General features: G+C 42.5%; 15 protein-coding genes. 8 read left to right on the forward strand and 7 right to left on the reverse strand.

Translation table 11 applies throughout. The features are described 5' to 3' along the window. Nucleotides 1–78: 78 nt before the first annotated feature. The 6 genes from NST94_RS25355 to ascB form a co-directional block, all read right to left on the reverse strand. A complete protein-coding gene (locus NST94_RS25355) occupies nt 79–2,151 on the reverse strand; it encodes a penicillin-binding transpeptidase domain-containing protein (protein WP_248549563.1) in 2,073 nt (690 codons plus the stop codon). Between the two features lie 545 nt (nt 2,152–2,696). After that, complete coding sequence (locus NST94_RS25360; protein ID WP_076130323.1) at nt 2,697–4,754, reverse strand: iron ABC transporter permease; 2,058 nt, start codon at nt 4,752–4,754, stop codon at nt 2,697–2,699. Nucleotides 4,755–4,762: 8 nt separating this feature from the next. Beyond that, nucleotides 4,763–5,785: an iron-siderophore ABC transporter substrate-binding protein gene (locus NST94_RS25365; RefSeq protein ID WP_076184809.1), complete on the reverse strand. Its 1,023-nt coding sequence runs from the start codon at nt 5,783–5,785 to the stop codon at nt 4,763–4,765. Nucleotides 5,786–5,934: 149 nt separating this feature from the next. Further along, complete coding sequence (locus NST94_RS25370; protein WP_076144575.1) at nt 5,935–6,774, reverse strand: PRD domain-containing protein; 840 nt, start codon at nt 6,772–6,774, stop codon at nt 5,935–5,937. 130 nt (nt 6,775–6,904) lie between these two features. Then, nucleotides 6,905–8,749 (reverse strand): beta-glucoside-specific PTS transporter subunit IIABC, encoded by a 1,845-nt coding sequence (locus NST94_RS25375; protein ID WP_339169753.1) that lies wholly within the window; start codon nt 8,747–8,749, stop codon nt 6,905–6,907. A gap of 283 nt (nt 8,750–9,032) precedes the next feature. Continuing rightward, nucleotides 9,033–10,445, reverse strand: a complete 1,413-nt coding sequence (gene ascB / locus NST94_RS25380; RefSeq protein WP_248549714.1) for a 6-phospho-beta-glucosidase — start codon at nt 10,443–10,445, stop codon at nt 9,033–9,035. A gap of 112 nt (nt 10,446–10,557) precedes the next feature. Between ascB and NST94_RS25385 the strand changes: the two genes are divergently transcribed. Then, a complete protein-coding gene (locus NST94_RS25385) occupies nt 10,558–11,526 on the forward strand; it encodes a LacI family DNA-binding transcriptional regulator (protein WP_076130318.1) in 969 nt (322 codons plus the stop codon). 86 nt (nt 11,527–11,612) lie between these two features. After that, nucleotides 11,613–12,206, forward strand: coding sequence for a YdeI family protein (locus tag NST94_RS25390; RefSeq protein ID WP_076098816.1), 594 nt, complete (start codon nt 11,613–11,615; stop codon nt 12,204–12,206). Nucleotides 12,207–12,226: 20 nt separating this feature from the next. Here the strand turns inward: NST94_RS25390 and NST94_RS25395 are convergent, their stop codons facing one another. Continuing rightward, entirely contained in the window at nt 12,227–13,138 is a 912-nt protein-coding gene (locus tag NST94_RS25395) for a LysR family transcriptional regulator (RefSeq protein ID WP_076184813.1), read from the reverse strand. Between the two features lie 134 nt (nt 13,139–13,272). On the opposite strand from NST94_RS25395, the gene NST94_RS25400 reads away from it, so the two are divergent. The 6 genes from NST94_RS25400 to NST94_RS25425 all read left to right on the forward strand — a co-directional run bounded on the left by NST94_RS25400 (nt 13,273) and on the right by NST94_RS25425 (nt 18,901). Beyond that, complete coding sequence (locus tag NST94_RS25400) at nt 13,273–14,886, forward strand: carboxylesterase family protein (protein WP_076184814.1); 1,614 nt, start codon at nt 13,273–13,275, stop codon at nt 14,884–14,886. Nucleotides 14,887–14,930: 44 nt separating this feature from the next. Then, on the forward strand, nt 14,931–15,728 hold the full coding sequence (locus NST94_RS25405; protein ID WP_076098819.1) for a sulfite exporter TauE/SafE family protein: 798 nt from the start codon (nt 14,931–14,933) through the stop codon (nt 15,726–15,728). A gap of 279 nt (nt 15,729–16,007) precedes the next feature. After that, entirely contained in the window at nt 16,008–16,505 is a 498-nt protein-coding gene (locus NST94_RS25410) for a DedA family protein (RefSeq protein WP_076130315.1), read from the forward strand. Nucleotides 16,506–16,535: 30 nt separating this feature from the next. Then, on the forward strand, nt 16,536–17,099 hold the full coding sequence (locus NST94_RS25415) for a methyltransferase domain-containing protein (RefSeq protein ID WP_076194087.1): 564 nt from the start codon (nt 16,536–16,538) through the stop codon (nt 17,097–17,099). Between the two features lie 31 nt (nt 17,100–17,130). Then, entirely contained in the window at nt 17,131–17,811 is a 681-nt protein-coding gene (locus tag NST94_RS25420) for a response regulator transcription factor (RefSeq protein WP_339244948.1), read from the forward strand. A gap of 55 nt (nt 17,812–17,866) precedes the next feature. Continuing rightward, the gene (locus NST94_RS25425; RefSeq protein WP_339282162.1) at nt 17,867–18,901 is read left to right on the forward strand and encodes a HAMP domain-containing sensor histidine kinase; all 1,035 of its coding nucleotides are present in this window, start codon (nt 17,867–17,869) and stop codon (nt 18,899–18,901) included. The last annotated feature ends 6 nt before the right edge of the window (nt 18,902–18,907 follow it).

An 18,907-nucleotide genomic window follows, 5' to 3' on the forward strand; every position in this document is an offset into this window, starting at 1 on the left:
GGAACCCGTTCCTTCGATCCGCCACAAACCGCTCTGTAAAAAGAAAAAGAAAGCGCAGTGTGCGCTCTCTCCTTTGTGTTATTCGCTGATACTTTTATCCACATTTTTCTTCGGAATTCCATCCAATCCGTACTCCCAATCATAAGCATCAAAAATTTTTCTCGCTACAGGTGCTGCACTGCTAGATCCAAATCCGCCTTCAGGAATAACTACAGCTACAGCAAGCTTTGGATTTTCGCGTGGTGCAAAAGCTATAAACACTCCGTTATCACGGTTTATGTTTTTACTATCCGTCTGTTGTGAAGTTCCTGTTTTACGTGCAAAATCATAGGGAAAATCACCGAAGGCACTTTTAACGTCACTGTTCATCCCTTTCTTTATCTCCCGCCAATAGGATTTATCGAAAGTAGTCACTTCATCAAGCACTTCTCGTTTGAATTCTTTGATAACCTTACCTTTGGAGTCCGTGATCTTGCTTACTAGCTGTGGTTTGATTCGTTGCCCTTCATTGGCTAGTGTAGCCGCATATTGCGCCAACTGAAGAACGGTATAACGTCCCTGCTGCCCAAAAGAAGCATAAACAAGTGCCGACTGAACTGAACCCGCTTTAGCTTCAGCTTTATAATTCAAATCACCCAAGTATTCCCTTGGTAAACCTATCCCTGTTGGAACACCTAGACCGAATTCTTTCATATATGTGTCCCATACCCCAATGCCCTTAGACTTGTATTTGTCATACAATTTTTTCCCGATCATATCAACCATATATACGTTTGAAGATTTTTCAATGGCTGTATAAGGATACAAAGAGCCGTATACATGATTGGATGAGTTCCTTACATTAGTCTCATGTCCTTCCCTACCAAATGAGGTGATCCCCTTATCTTGGTAAGTAGAAGAAGTACTTATAAAGCCCTCTTTTAAGCCAATTAACACACTCAATGGTTTTATGGTCGAACCAAGCAGCACGGTGGATTCAAAATTATGCCCTGATCTTCCTGATGAGTATGGAGTTATCGTTCCATTTTGGTAATGCTTTTCAATTTTTTTATACACCTCTGGAGAGATCGAACCCGTAGCCCAGCTGTTGGTATCATAGTCAGGCATACTTGCCATAGCAATAACATTACCTGTATCCACTTCCATGGCTACAGCGTAACCTGTTAAAGCATCAGGATGTGTTTCTCCCTGAACGGTGTGTGAATGCAACCACTGAATCTGATCTTTAATGGCTTCTTCGGTCTTCAGCTGGATTTTTTTATTAAGGGTCGTCCAGATAGTGCTTCCTTTGACCGGGGGTTCAATACTGACAATTTTTTCCGCCATATTCTGCGGATCTACGGAAACTTCCTTATAACCATTCTGTCCCCGAAGCTCCTTCTGGTATTGCAGCTCCAAGCCATCAAAGCCTACTAGCTCATCCTCTTTATAGTTAAGTCCAGGGTTCTGATTATTTTTCATCGCCTGAAGTACATCCTTATAAAGATCTAAACTAGTAGAGGATTTAAAAAATTTCACGTAACCAACAGCTTGTACAGCCACCGTATCGGTATCATAATGCCTGCTGCTTTCCTCTATCACTTCAAGGTTTGGATATTCGTTTTTGTGTTCTAAAAAATAAGCGATTTCTTTCTTAGTTAAACCTGATTTAATTCTTCGTGCTACATAACCAGAGAGTTTTTTTGAATATAAATCCATAGACTCAAGGATCTCTTCTGTGGTTAGTTTTTTCTCATTAGGATCACCATAAGTTTCGAAGGCTTCTGCTAACTTGCTGGCGAGTGCCTTTGATTTATTATTTGCCTCAGCAGTTAAGGTAACTTTTTTCGTAGTTTTATCTGTTTTTGTTGCGGTATATTCCTTATCCAAAGTAAGGTACAAAGATTGAACGGGCGTTGAGTATGCCAATTTCTCACCATCAGCAGCGAGGATATTCCCTCTCAATGCCGATAATGCCACTATTTTCGTATCCCGATTAGCCTCAGCTTCAGATAACGTAGGTCCTTCGACAAATTGCAAGACCGCAAGGCGTAGGATAATCACACAAAAAATAATAAAAGTGCTAAAGAAAAAAATATTGATTCTTAATTCGCCAGAGTTGTTAATAGTTTTGCTGTCGTCTTGTACACCTTTTCTGTCGAAGAGCCTCACATAATCCCACTCCTTATTTCCAAAATTCTACAGCATAAGATTAAAGTATAAACTAGCAAACGGAAATATACAAAATTAAGAATAATAGTTAAATAATTGTTCACAAATCGATAATATCCAATTAAAAAAGCAGCTTTCCCCGGTATGGGAGAATCGCTGCTTTTTGTTTATGGGCGTTGGTGGCCTGCACCAATAAATTCTCAACATTCGCTGAGGCCTACGGACTCAGATGACGTTATATGCGCATTTTTAGCCTTTGGAGCTTGGTTTCGGACTCCAATGACGTTATTTCATAGGAAGAAGGGCAAATCGGGTGCTTTTCATACCAATAGCGACTATGCGGTCCGTTGGCACTTCAAATGCGAAATAAAGCTGCGTTTAAGGTCATCTGTGTCCGATAGCTGTAGCGTAAGGGAGGGGAATTTTAAACAGATGAAACGATGTTTGAGGAGTTCTTGATAGAGCAAGCTCTAATTAATCAGGGGGTGCCCAGCAGCCATTTTACGGCTGATGGGGCACCCCCTGATTTTTTCTTATAACAAAATCTACACTTTTCTAACCTGTGACCGGTACATTAAAAACAAGAAATACGGAGCCCCAATCAGCATAATAATAAGGCCTGAAGGGATTTCTTTCGGCGCCATTATGGTTCTTCCGAGCGTATCGGCAATAACGAGCATCAAGCCGCCAAGTAACCCTGACAAAACAATCGATCGTCTCGTATGATGACCAATCATCATACGCACCGCATGCGGCGCCATGAGTCCGAGAAAGCCAATTGTTCCCACACTTGCAACGGCTCCCGCGGCAAGCAAAACGCCGATAATCATAGCCCAAAGCCGCGTTCCTCGAACCGGCAAGCCCAATCCTGTTGAACTCTCGTCACCAAATGCCAACAAATCGCATTTTCGGCCCAAATAGTATGCAATCGGAACAAGTACAAGCAGGAATGCAAATAGGATGTAAAATTGATTCCAGCTTCGTCCATAAGTCGAACCCGTTAACCAAATTAAGGAGCTACTGCTCCATAAACTTCCTTTGACGATCATGACCTGGATTCCGGCAGAGGCAATAGCAGAAACTGCGATTCCAAGCAAGATCAGAACCGATGGATTCAAGGACCTGCGCCAGGCCATAAAAAAGACAAAAGCAGCAGCCAGTGCCCCACCCACGATTGCGGCAAGCGGAACTGCAAATACCGTCAATGCTGGCCAAACGGTCATTACGGCCAAAGCACCAAAGCCAGCCCCTGAGGTCACACCAATAATAGAAGCATCTGCCAATGGATTTCGAACAGCACTTTGAATCAATACACCACTGATTGCAAGTGCGATCCCTCCTGCAGCCGCTACGAGTGTACGGGGAAGCCGTAAATTCAGCAGGACGGAATAGGATTGATCCCCCCTATGGAACAGACTACTTAGCAATTCACTGATCGGTATTTTTGTTCCCCCAAACGATAAGCTTACGAGGATAATAACAATGAGCAGCACGGTCATAACTATAACCGTCGGCACAAAGCGCAGACGCAGTCCCGCCCCACCGATACTCATCGATGATTGGCCAGCGCCTGAGCCCGATATATTTTTCATCTTGGTGAGTACCAGCCAAATGAGCCACGGGGCTCCAATAATCGCCATAACTGCACCAACAGGCATTTCACCCACACTGCTTCGCACTACACGCGCTAGCGTATCCGCTGCCGTGATGAGCAAGGCTCCCCACAACGCGCTTGCAGGAATGAGCAGGCGATGCTTGCGAATCCCACTAAGTCTGACGAGATGGGGAGCCACTAAGCCGACGAAGCCAATCGGTCCAACCACGCTGACTACCACCGCAGCCATTAATACCGATAGGCCAAGTCCTGTCGCCCGAATTAACCCTACTCGCTGTCCAAGTGAACGAGCGGTTGACTCATCGAGCTCCAGCGCATCAAATTGTCTGCCGGCAAATATCGCTGCCAATAGCAGCACTACGACAAAAGGCCAGGCATATATAACACCGTCCCAATCCAACTGGATTAGGGAACCTGAACCCCATAAAAACAGATTTTGTGTTTCTGTTCTTTTAAAAATATGTATGGCCGATGTAAACGCTCCGAGCACCATGGAGACGATCATACCTGACAAAGCCAGCCGAACAGGTGTGGCCGCCTTGCCTCCACTCAATAAATAAGCGGCTAAAGCAGCAAGCAGTCCCCCTGCAACTGCGAGCAAAAATGGAAACTCATGCTGCAAAGCAGGAAAAGCTACCATACCAAGCACGACCATAAAGTATGCCCCGGCATTAATCCCAAGTGTATCTGAGGAAGCAAGCGGGTTCTTCGTTATAGTTTGCAATAATGCCCCAGCCACAGCCAGAGCAGCCCCGGCCAGCAGACCAATAACTGTACGTGGCATGCGGATATCCCAGAGCAGATTATGTTCCATTATATCTTGGCGATTCAGCAAACCATCTATTACAGTAGCTGCAGGAATCTTGGCTTCCCCAAAGCCCAAACTTAAAACGAACAGAATGAAGAGGACGGCAAAGCCGCCCCCAAATATTCCAATGATCCGCCAGTTCATGCCGATAGAGGCTTCTTTGCTACTCTTTTCGTTCATAACCGCACTCATTTCGTTAATGTATTTACAACTTCATCCACGATAACTTTGGAGGAGATCGGACCGCCGAACACCCAAGTAGTACTGCTCAATCCGAAGGTGCGATTCTCTTTTACAAAGTTAAGGCCATTCCAAACGGAATTATCCTTCAGTTCTTTCGTGAAAATATTATCATCCTCTTGGACGATATAGATCAGATTTGTATCCTGAACCGCAGGCAATGCCTCAACTGTAGAGGTACTGAATCCGTAAACTTCGAAATTTTCGGGTTTCCAGTCGTTTTTCAGACCGATCCGATCCAAAGTTTGTACCGCAAGTGAATTATCTGTAAAAAGACGCATCGTTGCTGCATTCTGGTAGCTGTATGCTTGTGTCAGTACATAGTTCAAGCCTTCTTTGCCTGCATCAGCCAGCTTTGCTTTTGCATCTGCATAATGTGCATCCAAATCAGCAAGAACCTTATCGGCTTCTGCTGTTTTACCTACTGCCGCTGCAATTGTTTTGAAAGTATCTTCCATCAGTGTGTACTGATTTCCTTCTCCTTCATTCGGATACAAGCCGAAAATCAATGTTGGAGCGATACTTTTAAGTTGATCATAAATTCCTTCATGCCCACCCGTATTGGCAATAATCAGATCAGGCTTTAATGAAGCAATTGTCTCCAGATCTGGCTCGTCACGGGAACCAACATCAGTCACGTTTGCATCAAGTGGTGCTTCAGAAGTCACATACAGCTTATAGTTTTCGTTATCTGCGTTACCTACTGGCTGCACTCCCAGTGCAATAACATCCTCCGTAAAGGTCCATTCCAATACCACAACTCTTTGCGCAGGTTTGTCCAGCGTAATCTCACCTTTAGAATCCTTTAAAACAATAGGACCGCTTGTAGATTCACTGCCCGCGTTTTCAGCAGCTGGTTTGTCAGTTGCTCCCGCGTTCGATGTTGAATTATTCTTTTGGTTAGTACCACAGCCTGATACGACCAATATGATAGCAACAACCATAAATAAACTAATTAACCTTTTGTGCATTTGCTTTATCCCCCTGGATTCAACGTTCGAAGTTGATTCCATGATAACCGTTATCAATCTATTGATAATGATTATCACAGAAAACATATTAGTAATCTTATACGCGATTCTCCCGAAAGTCAAAGTTAAAATTTAAGGCTTAACCGTCCCTACTCCATGATCTGGTTTGTAATTCTTTCAATGTGTATGGTCAGATACAGCATTTCATCATTTGTTAACTCCCGATTATATGTTTTATCAATATAGATTTTAATTTTCTCAACGCTTGCGAAAGCTTCCTTATACTGCTGCTTTACCAAAATAAATAGGCCATTCTCATTATCAGGAGGTGGAGTACCGTTGATGAGACGTTGTGCAAAAAATTTCAAATGAGTGATAAAACGGTAATAAGCAAGGGACTCCTCATCGTACTCTAGCCTGAAATGGCGCTTCACGATATTTAGGATGTCGTTCATGATCTTGGTGATATTCACCATGTTAGGCATCTCTTCATTTAGTTCTGCATTCACCAGATGGAGCGCAATATGTCCGGCCTCATCTTCGGGAAGTCTGACTCCGAGCTTGGAATGTATAATTTGAAGCGCAGCTTTCCCAACCTCATATTCTTCTTTATAGAATTTTTTGATTTCCCAAAGCATGGCGTTTTTAATCTTCATCCCTTTTGAGAATCTCTCCAGCGCAAAACTGATATGATCTGTCAGACTAACATAAATACTGTCATCCAGCATTTTACCGAGCTGCAGTTTGGCGAAGTTGATAATCTCTTCTGAGAGCTCCATGTGCTCGATTGGAATCTCGGAAAGCAGCGTTTTTAGCTTATCTGAAAGTTTTTGATTGCTTAAAGTGAATATCTTTTCAATTTTATCTTCTTCTAAAAAGTCTCCACGTTTTTTCTTAAAGGCCAGTCCTCTTCCCATGACTACTAGTTCAAAATTTTGGTCATCTATGACAGTAACAACATTGTTGTTTAACACTTTTTCGATCCGCATATTACAGCTCCTTACCTTTTCATTTTTACGAAGCTAGCACTTTTTTATAGTATTCTATAATAAAAAATCGATCTCTAAGTAGCAGTACTAAGAGATCGATTCCATTCATACCTTATGACTCTTCAATAGATCACACTACAACAGTCAGCAGATCTTCACCCGGTGTAATAGCTGTTTTATTGGTACCAATCACATCACTATAATTAGCCGTATTGGTAATAATTATCGGCGTTGTGCATTGATAACCTTCATTTTTTATTTGTTCAAAATCAAACTCAATCAATAGATCACCCTGTTTAACTGTTGCTCCTTCTTGCACTTTCACATCAAAGTATTTACCTTTTAGCTTCACGGTTTCTATACCGATATGAATCAAGACCTCAACACCCTCATCCGATACTACCGCAATACAATGACCTGTTCTGAAAATAGTGGATACAACTCCACTTACCGGTGAATAAAGCTTACCTTCTGTGGGTTCAATTGCAATCCCCTTGCCCATTGCTTCTGAAGCAAAGGCAGCATCATCTACTGAGGTTAACGGGATTACGTTACCAGCCAGAGGGCTTACAACGGTTGAACTTTTAACGGCGTGAGGGAGGATAACCTCGCTTTTTTCAGTATTCGTTTTTTCTTCTACAATATTCACTTTCTTTTTATCTTCATAACCAAATACCATGGTAATTACCATAGCCAATACAATGGTCACTCCTGCTATAATCGCTTGAACGGCCAGCGGAGAGAATGCAGGAAGACTTAATACGCTGACAAATGCGAAGACTTCCATCTTCACTTTGAAAAGACCACTAAGTGCTCCACCTACTCCGCCGGCAATGGTTACATAAATGAAAGTCCGTTTGTAACGAGTCAGCAATCCGTAAATAATAGGTTCTGTTACACCGGAAAGCGCGCCTGGTATAAATGTACTGCCGGCCAATGTTTTCAACTGTTTGTCCTTTGTTTTCAGGAAGATCCCCAACGCTACACCCAGCTGAGCGAAGATGGCCATGCCGGCCATTGCATATATCGGATCTCCACCCTTAGCAATATTCTCAAGAATAATTGGCACAAGTCCCCAGTGCAATCCGAGCACAGTCAAATACGTCCAAGCTATTCCCACAATTGCTCCCGTAACAATACCGCTTTTCGTACTGAGGAACAAAATAGCGTCTCCAATTAAATTCCCTACATTCACGCCAAACGGTCCGAACGCTAAAATAGTTAACGGCACAATCACAATCAAACATATCATAGGGACTAAGAACATCTGCAAATCCTTGTGTATAAACTTTCTTAGCTGCTTATCCAATAAAGCGTATATACAGATGGCGATAAAAATCGGAAACACGCTTGATGAATAGTCCGAAATTACTAAAGGAATACCTAAAAAATGTGGAGATTCAACACTTGCTAATCCCGTAATATTAGGCTCAAGTAAGGCCGCACCGATACTACCACCCACATAAGCATTCACACCCAGCCTAATCGATAACGTAATCCCTAAGAAAATGGGTAGAAAATAAAACACGGCATTACTAGCGCCGGCTAATACTTTGTAAGTTTCGCTATCCGCACTTAGAACATGTAACGAAGCAAGTACGGTTAATAGCGCTTTCAACATACCCGCACCTGCTAAAGCACCAATCAGAGGCGAAAAGCTTCTAGAAATAACATCAAAAATCAAAGTCCCTATAGGTTTCTTTACCTTGTTCTCGCCAGAATCACTGTTAGGGGATATGGATTTGGCAATTTCTTTATACACATCAGCAACATGGGTACCCACTATAACTTGAAACTGTCCCCCTTTGCTAACGACCCCAATAATCCCTTTCATTTTCTCCAAATTTTCTTTATCAGCTTTTTGCTCATCGTTAAGTGTGAATCTTAGTCGCGTGGCACAATGAATCACATTGTTAATATTTTTCTCCCCACCGACAGATTGGATAATGTCTTTACTTAGCTGTTCATAACTCATTTTTATACACCCCTCTGTAACAGATCAATTAATCACGGATATCAGGGAACACAAAAAAACCTAAATCACATCTATGTACGAGTGAGATTATCCCCGTAATCATAAATGAAACTTAGGTTTTGCCTGCTATGCAGTAGCAATCCTGATATCCGATTAATTTAATATTTACAAATTAACATGTTCAATTAATGATGTCAACAATAAACCAGTGTCTGTATAATATTGGATAACAAAAAAAGGCCCTGATAGATCAAGAATAACTTGATTATCAGGACTTTTTTTATTAGAACAGGCTTTGTCCGTTGGATTCAATTACTTCTTTGTACCAGTGGAAGGACTTCTTACGGTATCTCTCCAGTGTACCTGAACCATCATCATGACGATCTACATAAATGAAACCATAACGTTTCTTCAGCTCGGCGCTTGTTGCGCTAACCAAGTCGATGCAGCCCCAGCTTGTGTATCCCATAACTTCCACGCCATCAGCAATAGCTTCTGCTACTTGAACCAAATGATCTCGCAAATAATTGATCCGGTAATCGTCGTTTACGATCTTCTCACCGTTCCCGTCTACAACCAGCTGATCGACGGCGCCAAGGCCATTTTCCACGATAAACAGCGGTTTTTGGTATCGGTCATAGAATATATTCATCACATAACGCAAGCCCTGCGGATCGATCTGCCAACCCCATTCGCTCGCTTCCAGATACGGATTCGGTACCCCGCCCAGCAGGTTTCCTTCTCCTCTGATCTGTTTCTCCGGATCAGCCGTTTCACATGTGCTCATATAGTAACTGAACGATATGAAATCCACGGTATGCTTCAGAATTTCCTCGTCCCCTGGCTCGAAATGAATGTGAATTCCATTTTCCTTAAAGAACCGTTTCATATAGCCTGGATAATAACCTCTGCTATGAACATCCGCAAAAAACATATTTTTGTGATCACTTTGCATCGCCTTGATCAAATCGTCCGGATGCGGAGTGAGCGGATAAATTGGCATGCTCAGCACCATGCAGCCTATTTTGAAATCAGGATTGATCTCATGGCCGATCTTCACCGCCAAAGCACTTGCAATGAACTCATGGTGAATGGCCTGATACAGATCCTGCTTACTCAATTTCTCCAATGGAGTATTGATTCCGCCACTCATAAATGGGAACTCTAGGATAGAATTGATCTCGTTGAAGGTCAGCCAGTATTTAACCTTATTCTTGTAACGATTAAAGATCGTTCTCACATAACGCTCGTAAAATTCCACCATCTTACGGTTAACCCATCCATCATACTCTCGTGCCAAATGCAGCGGGGTCTCATAATGGGAGATCGTAACTAGCGGTTCAATGCCGTATTTATGACACTCGTCGAACAGGTCGTCGTAGAACTGCAAGCCTTGTTCATTCGGCTCCAGCTCGTCCCCTTTCGGAAAAATCCGTGACCAGGCAATAGACGTCCGGAATACTTTAAAGCCCATTTCCGCAAACAGCTTAATATCTTCTTTATATCGGTGATAGAAATCGATACCAATTAACTTCATGTTATCGTCGGTAGGAACTTCTGTAGGCGCAGACTTAATGCCATGCGGCATGACATCTTGGGTAGACCAGCCTTTGCCATCATCCTGATACGCCCCTTCAAGCTGGTTAGCGGCTACAGCCCCACCCCATAGGAATCCTTCTGGAAATTGTAAGTTCATATTTCTTCCCGCCTTTGCTATTGTGATAGTATAGGTTTACTGCTCTAATCCGAATCCTAAACCTTGGAACGCGTTACATGTCAAGGATTAATCTTGCAAAGGAGATAAGCCGATGTCCACACTTGACGAAATTGCTAAGCTGTCGGGCTTTTCCAAAGCTACGGTATCCCGAGTCCTGAACGATTCTCCCCATGTCAGCAAGGAAACTAGGGAGAAAATTCTCGCCATTATGAAAGAGACGGACTATGTTCCCAATCGGAATGCCATATCTTTATCCAAAGGCCAAACCCAGCAAATCGGCATGATTACCTTAGACCTCAACGAGCTTATTTTGTGCTTCATGAACAGCTTCGTCGAAATTTCCGGCCGTTACGGATACCAGACGATTATTTATACCACCGGCGGTGATAAGCAAAAGGAACTTCAGGCCTTCGAGGATCTCAAACAAAAAAGAGTCGACGCCCTGCTTATTCTGACCGCTGTTAACGATAAAAATGTCATAACTTCCTACTGCAAATACGGCCCGATTGTGTCTTGGCAACGCATGGACCATCCTGAAATACCGTCAGTTGCCATGAACCAATATGACGGATATGCACTCGCTCTAGAGCATTTGATAGAGCGGGGTTATACGCGTATCGCTAATGCTTTTGGCCGCCCAAGCAGCATAAATACCCAGAGTAGACGACTAGCTTATGAGCAAATCATGACCAAATATAATCTTCCCATCGTTGAGAAATGGTATTACTCCACGATTTATGGAATCCGTGACGGAGAGCAATTGGTGCGAACCCTAATTGGACAACCCGATCAGCCGGATGCCATTCTGTGCTCCAATGATTTGGTGGCGGTGGGCGTTCTGAGCGAAGCACGTAGACAGCAGCTGGAGGTGCCCCGTGATCTAGCCATCATTGGTTTTGATAATTCGGAGCTGTCACAGACACTCGGAATTACCACTGTTCGGAATCCGATTGCAGGACAGGCGGAGAACGCCTTTCTTCTGCTGGCTCCAACCCTGCTTGGACTGGATATGGAGCTGCAGCCCCTATCGTTCCAACTGATCGAACGGGAGACAACATAGGTTGCCCATTCCCAGAAGATTACGACTGTACATTCCATAAAAAAAGTAAAATTGTATTGAAAATATGATGAAGATGGGTGTTTTTTATGACAAATAATGTATTGAATCCTAGGGTTGATAAATTTTTAAGTAAAGCGAAACAATGGCGGGAAGAATATGAGCAGTTGAGAACGATCGTGCTTGATTGCGGGCTGACCGAAGATTATAAGTGGATGCATCCATGTTACACATTTGATGATAAAAACATAGTATTAATTCATGGATTTAAAGAATATTGTGCGCTTCTCTTTCACAAAGGTGCCTTGTTACAGGATCCCAATGGGATTCTAATTCAACAAACAGAAAATGTGCAGGCAGCGCGCCAGATTCGGTTTACGAATGTGCAACAAATCGTTGAAATGGAAGCTGTTCTGAAAGCCTACATTCAAAATGCCATAGAAGTTGAAAAGGCGGGTTTGGAAGTCGAATTAAAAAAGAAAGAGGATTACCTCATTCCTGAAGAGCTTCAGACTAAATTCGCTGAACTTCCTGGCTTAAAAACTGCTTTTGAAGCCCTAACGCCTGGACGGCAAAACGCATATATTTATCATTTTTCTCAAGCCAAACAATCCAAAACCCGCGTATCCCGAATTGAAAAATTCATCCCGCAAATCCTTGAGGGTAAGGGATTAAATGATTAGCGTTGCTGACAATGAGTCAATTAAGCCTTAGGGTTTATTGGCTCTTTTTTTAAATTGTCTTCTTTTAACTGCTTGTAATAATCCTCAACAAAGGCCTTGAACTTTTTAGCGACATTAGTCATGTACCGGTTGGTATACCATGAGATTTCAATGGTGCGGGTACTTATGGGTTCTTCAATAGGAAGAAGCACAACAGAGGATCCTTGAGAACCCCCCCAAGTTACAGCGGGGATAAAAGAAACCCCTAGTCCCGAACGGACTAGACTGCGTACCATCGAAGGCTCATCGCATTCATAAATGATACGCGGAGCAAATCCGGCGGCGTGACAGAGAGAATCCGTCGTTTCGCGCAGCTGCTTGCCTATTTTCAAACTGATAAAACCGTCTTCCGCGAGTTCATTCAGACGTACACTTTTACGGGTTGCGAGCCTGTGCTCATTAGGAACCGCCAGCAGGATTTCTTCCGTTAATACCGGTGTGGACACTGTTCCTGGAATCTTGAGCGGAGTAGAAGAAATACACAAATCAAAAGCCGGATAACGTGAGATCTCCTGATCCTGCTGCAATAGCTTGAATTGAGCTTCCGGGTACTTCTGACGAAATAATGTGATCATATCCGGAAGCAAATAGGAACCCGCTTGGATAAAAATCACTACAGTTCCTGTCGGTCGCTCAGACAAGTCCAATAGCTCTGTTTTCCCCTCCTCTAACGTTTGTAGGGCTAAATCAACTTTCACAAGAAACCGCTTTCCATATTCATTTAATCGAATGTATTTTCCTGTGCGATCAAACAATTTGACGTTTAATTCGCCCTCAAGATTTTTGATCATTTTACTAATAGCAGGCTGTGAGATTTGGAGTATTTCGGCTGCCAGGGTCATATTCTCAAGCTTTGCAACCGTTTGAAAGTACCGAAGCGAAAGTAAATCCAACGAAACCACCTCTTCTATAACCTTAGAGTTATGTATTTTATATATAATAATATATTTTTCATCATCATAGCAGAACACTATAATAAAGAGAATTAAAAATACATAAGAATCTGCAGGAGAAAGGGGAACTATAAATGAGCACACGAGAACCCATGGAAGAAATTATTACAGTCTCCAGCGGTCAGCTTAAGGGCATACGTCTGCCAGCACTTGGGGCGATCGCATGGTTAGGGATTCCTTATGCGGAACCTCCCATAGATAAGCTCAGATGGAAAGCACCACGTGAGATAGAACCTTGGACAGGTGTATTGCCTGCATGCCATTTTAATAATAGCAGTGTCCAATTCATTCAAGGCGAACCTGGCGGCAGTGAAGATTGCCTCTTTTTGAATATTTGGCGACCGGATCATGCCGAGGCAGGCTTACCCGTATTCGTCTTCCTCCACGGAGGCGGAAATATTGGGGGTTCGGGACGGGATTTTCAAGGTGGAGAATTGGCGTGTAAGACAAATAGTATAGTGGTTACAGTGAATTACCGTTTAGGAGCAATGGGATTTTTCCGGCATCCCTCACTCCGAACCGGGGACCCCTTGGATGACTCAGGAAATTACGGTCTCCTCGATGTTCTTCATGCGCTAAAGTGGCTGCACAATAACATTGTTTGCTTTGGGGGAAATCCAGGGAACATAACATTAGGGGGCCAGTCTGCAGGTGCAAGAAATGCATTAGCTGCTTACCTTTCACCGCTGGGCAGAGGGCTCTTTCATAAGCTTTTTATTATGAGCGGAGGTTTAACAACGGCTGTTACGGAGCAAAGCGAAGAAAAAGCAGATGACATTTTAACAGAGTTATTAATAAAAACAGGAATGGTCAGCACTCAAGATGAGGCAAGAGAATGGATTTCCACACAATCTGCGGATAAGATTTCCGCCTTCCTATATCGTCAGAATGCCTTTCACTTTGTCGAAATCATTCGTGAGACGGGGCTTCAGATGGCTGCTTTTCCCCATTTGATCGAAGATGGCACGGTCATTCCTATTGGTGGCTTCGACAATCTAAATAACCGCGATCACCCTTCCCTGCCGATCATCCTTGGCAGCACTGCCAGCGAATTCTCCGAGTTCACTTTATGGGATACTCATTTCTTCTCCCTAGTGCAAAAGGAAGAGTTAGCCGGAAATCTGGAAGAAAAGAAGCTCTATGAAGCTGCAGTCCAATATGGGAGCGATCTGTATGCAGAATTTAATGTAGAGCAGACTACAGAGATATTATTAAGTGCGATTCCGGAGATGCCCATCTATGCTTACCGCTTCGCCTGGGGGTTAAGAGACGGAGTGATCGATCCTTATATCCGTTTTCTTATGGGTGCCCCGCATGGTGCAGACATCCCCTTCTATACAGGTGACTTTTCCAGTATCCAGGAAAGATTTCCTGCGGATGTAATTTCCGAGCATAACGAGCCTGGGCGTAACATGCTCTCTTCCCTAATGAGGGACTATTTACGGCATTTCCTATATACCGGTAATCCTAATGCTGAGGGACAACCTGCTTGGCAACGATACACCCCTAATCCCCGGTCTGCGGAAATTCTCTGGTTAGATGCTAGCCAGGATCAAACTATTGTTCAATCCGTCTGCAAACTTGTAAAAAAAGATATCCTGTCCCAAATGGACAATGATCCCCGTTTAGCAGCAGAACAGCGCAATTGGCTAAAAAACAATTTATTTGCGGGACGTTTTTTCTGGTAAGATAAATGATTGTAGAATTCATGTAAAGGAAGGAACATGCTGTTGTGCTAACTTACTTACTGCTCTTAGTCATCGGGCTAGCAGCTGGCATTTCCGGTTCATTGGTCGGACTTGGCGGCGGGTTCATCGTTGTGCCTGCGTTGGCTTTCCTTTTTCCTGATATGGAGCCTTCACATCTGGCTGGAACATCAATGGCGATGCTGCTTTTCAACTCCATCTCAAGTACGTATGTGTACGCAAAGCAGAAGAGAATCGATTATCAAGCAGCGCTCACCTTTGCCGCCGTTTCGATTCCGGGTTCAGTAATAGGTGCACTCTTTACCAAGCAAATGGGCGGGAGAATGTTTTTCGTAAGCTTCGGTATTTTCTTAATCCTTGTCGCTTTATTGCTCTTGTTCAAGCCGAATAAACCCATCCATTGGCCTTTCAAACCAACCGTGAAGCGAAGCTTTTCCGATAATAGCGGTGCTCATTTCGAATATGCTTATCATATGCCTACCGGCATAATCATCAGTTTTCTTGTTGGCTTTGTAGCAAGCCTATTTGGGATTGGCGGCGGGAGTCTTATGGTTCCGACAATGACCTTACTTCTCGGCTTTGCCCCCCATATCGCTGTTGCAACTTCTATGCTTCAAATTTTCCTGTCAGCTATCGTAAGCACCACAACACATGCCTTTTTATTGAATGTTGAATGGTTTATGGTGTTAGCCCTAGCACCTGGCGCAATTATCGGCGGTCAAATTGGCGCACGCCTGGCAAAACGCCTTCCTGCCAAGCTGCTTTTAAAGCTATTAGCCGTTTTTCTCATCATCGTTTCGCTTCGTTTGATGATGAAAGGGTAGGTCATTATGTAAAAAGTCCTGATGGATCAAGAGTTTCTTGATCCTCAGGACTTTTTTATTGTGACTGTGGGACTAATTCCTTGATATCAACGACATTTCAAATTGCAAGGCAGAAACGGATCCCTTCTTCTATCATAATTTAGCCCCCTATAAATAAGCGACTTGGCCAATCCTATCGAATTTTAAGTCTCTTCAGGATTTCTTTAGAATTCCCCCACCTAATTCCTCAGTTTTTTTAGTTAAGATTTCTGTATTGAAGTAAGCGAAGGAGGTGGCATATTGGCCAGTAATACCGTCTTAGAGCTAATCAATCAGTATGGATATCTGATTTTTTATCTTGCTTTCACGTTAGGCCCTTTTGGAATTCCAATCCCTAATGAAATTACAATCCTCACTGGAGCTACCCTAAGCCACATGGGGATTATCAATTCCTGGATGACTTATTTCTGCATTTTATCAGGGCTATTAACGGCCTTTACGGTTGCCTACTTTGCAGGTAAATTCTTTGGGCAAAAGCTGAAGTGCAAATTTGAAGCTAATAGACATTTTAAAAAAGCAGAGCAGATTCTAAAAAAACGTGGGCGTACAGCTATGTATATCGGCATGTTTATTCCAGTTGTACGTTACATCATTCCCATGTTGATCGGGCTCAGCGGTACAAGCTATAAACGATTTGCCCTTATTTCATATCCCAGTGCTTTAAGTTGGACCTTACTGTTCTTTTTTGTAGGAACGTACTTTGGAGATCACATCCTATCAAAATTAATAAACATCTAAATCAATTCTAAAATTATGGAGGAATTCCGAATGAGCTTCAATGAAAAACTCTTATTTTTAAGAAGTTTTATTCAGGATCCAAAACAGGTAGGCAGTGTTACCCCGAGTTCCCGGTTTCTGGCACACAGCATGGTTAACCAAGCCCCTTGGCATGAAGTTAAAGCAGTCGCTGAACTTGGATCAGGTACAGGTGCAATCACCCGTGTAATCAATACTAAGGTAACTAGTACAACGAAAGTGTTACTATTTGAGATGGATAAAACCATGAGGCATAACCTGAAGACAAGCTATCCGGACTTTTCCTGTTATCATAATGCTGCTAGTTTAGTAGAAACAATTAAAGGTTCACATATTCATCAGTTAGATTGTATTTTTAGTGGGCTGCCCTTTTTCAATTTTGAGCCCGAATTAAGAAATACATTGGTTGAACAGATCTACCAATCCCTTAAACCTGAGGGATTATTTATTGCCTTTCAGTATTCACTTCAAATGAAGAAGCAACTCTCCGAATATTTTAATATTGATACAATAAAATATGTGCCATTTAATTTCCCTCCCGCTTTCGTCTACGTCTGTCGTAAAAGGGAAACATAATAAAATAAATATAGAAGAGGGGCAGCGTCCATTGAATACAATTCTTGTTGCAGATGATGATTCTGAAATTCGAGATGTGATTCATGTTTACTTAAGAAATGAAGGTTACCAAGTGCTTGAAGCTGCAGATGGTCAAGAGGCGTTGAGTACAATACAAACAACATCCATTCAACTGGTTATCCTGGATGTCATGATGCCTCAAATGGACGGTATCACAGCCTGTCTCAAAATTAGGGAAATATCAAATATCCCAATTATTATGCTCTCAGCCAAGCAAGAGGACATTGATAAAATCACGGGTCTAACTACCGGGGCAGACGATTACATGATCAAACCGTTTAATCCACTGGAACTACTGGCCCGTGTAAAAGCTCAGTTACGGCGTCAGTCCTTAATTGGAAAGGAAGAATTCAACTCTCTGCTTATAATTAAAAACCTGATCATAGATAAAAATAAACATTTCGTAAAGTTAAATGGAATTGAAGTTTCATTAACTCCACTAGAGTTTGCGATTTTAACCCTGCTTGCAAGCCGGCCTGGGCAAGTTTATAGTTCGGAGCAAATTTACGAGAGTGTATGGAAAGAGCCTTACGGATATTCTGACAATACCGTAATGGTTCATATTCGTAACTTAAGAGAAAAATTAGAGGAAAATCCAAGAGAACCTCTGTATATTAAGACAGTCTGGGGAGTTGGTTACAAAGTTGATTAAAATCATACAAGATCTACAAATAAATAAACGCATTCAATCCAATATCTTAATCAGGATGGTGTTGAGTTTCATAATTACCATTGCGATAAATACCTCACTTAGCATCTTGTTCTTTCATTTTGGAAATGCAACAAAATTGGATTGGGTGTTCAATTTTCTTGCCTACCTTCTTACTCCGATGTTTTTCATTATTTTCGTTATTACATTTTTTACATTGACCCGGCGAATCGTCAAAGATTTAATTGCGCTGGAACAAGGACTTCAGATTATATCCGAAGGTAATTTGAGTTATCGGGTAAAAGTTGTGCGCCAAGATGAACTAGGACTGGTGGCTTTGAACATCAACCGGATGGCAGAGCGCTTAGAGCAACAGATCATCAAGGAACGCGAAATAGAAAAATCCAAGATGGAGATGATCACGGGGATTTCACACGACTTACGCACCCCTCTTACAAGTATTATCGGGTATATTGAGCTTTTACGTACAGAATCGTACCAAGATAAAAAAGAATACACACGTTTTATTCAAAACACCTATAACAAGGCGCTTCATTTGAAGAAACTCCTTGATGATTTGTTTGAATATACCCGACTTAATTCGGTGGATTCCCGTTTAAATCTGGAGAGAATCGATTTGTCGCAGCTTTTGAATCAATTGTTGTTCGAATTCGAACCAATCGCTCAAGAAAACAATGTGCATCTTATAAAAGATATAGATAAGAGCCCAATCCTCACCTTAATCGACAGTGAGAAAATAGCCAGAGCCATAGATAATCTACTTATGAACGCCTTAAAATATTCCATCAGCCCGGGAAGCATTAGCATACGAATTACAACTGATTCTGAACACTGTACCATTGAGATTGAAAATAAAGGAACTCCCCTCTCACAGGATCAAGAAAACCGTCTATTTGACCGATTTTATAAGGTTGACCACTCAAGAAAAAGCCAGGGAATTCAAACCGGGGCAGGACTTGGTCTTTCGATAGCTAGGAATATTGCTGAGTTGCACAAGGGTACTTTAACGCTTAAACACACTCATGACGTCTTCACATTCCAACTGAGATTGCCTTTCGGAGAGGATTGCTAATTGATT

Source organism: Paenibacillus sp. FSL H8-0282, from assembly GCF_037963825.1.
In the GTDB taxonomy this organism is placed as follows: Bacteria; Bacillota; Bacilli; order Paenibacillales; family Paenibacillaceae; genus Paenibacillus_AQ; species Paenibacillus_AQ odorifer.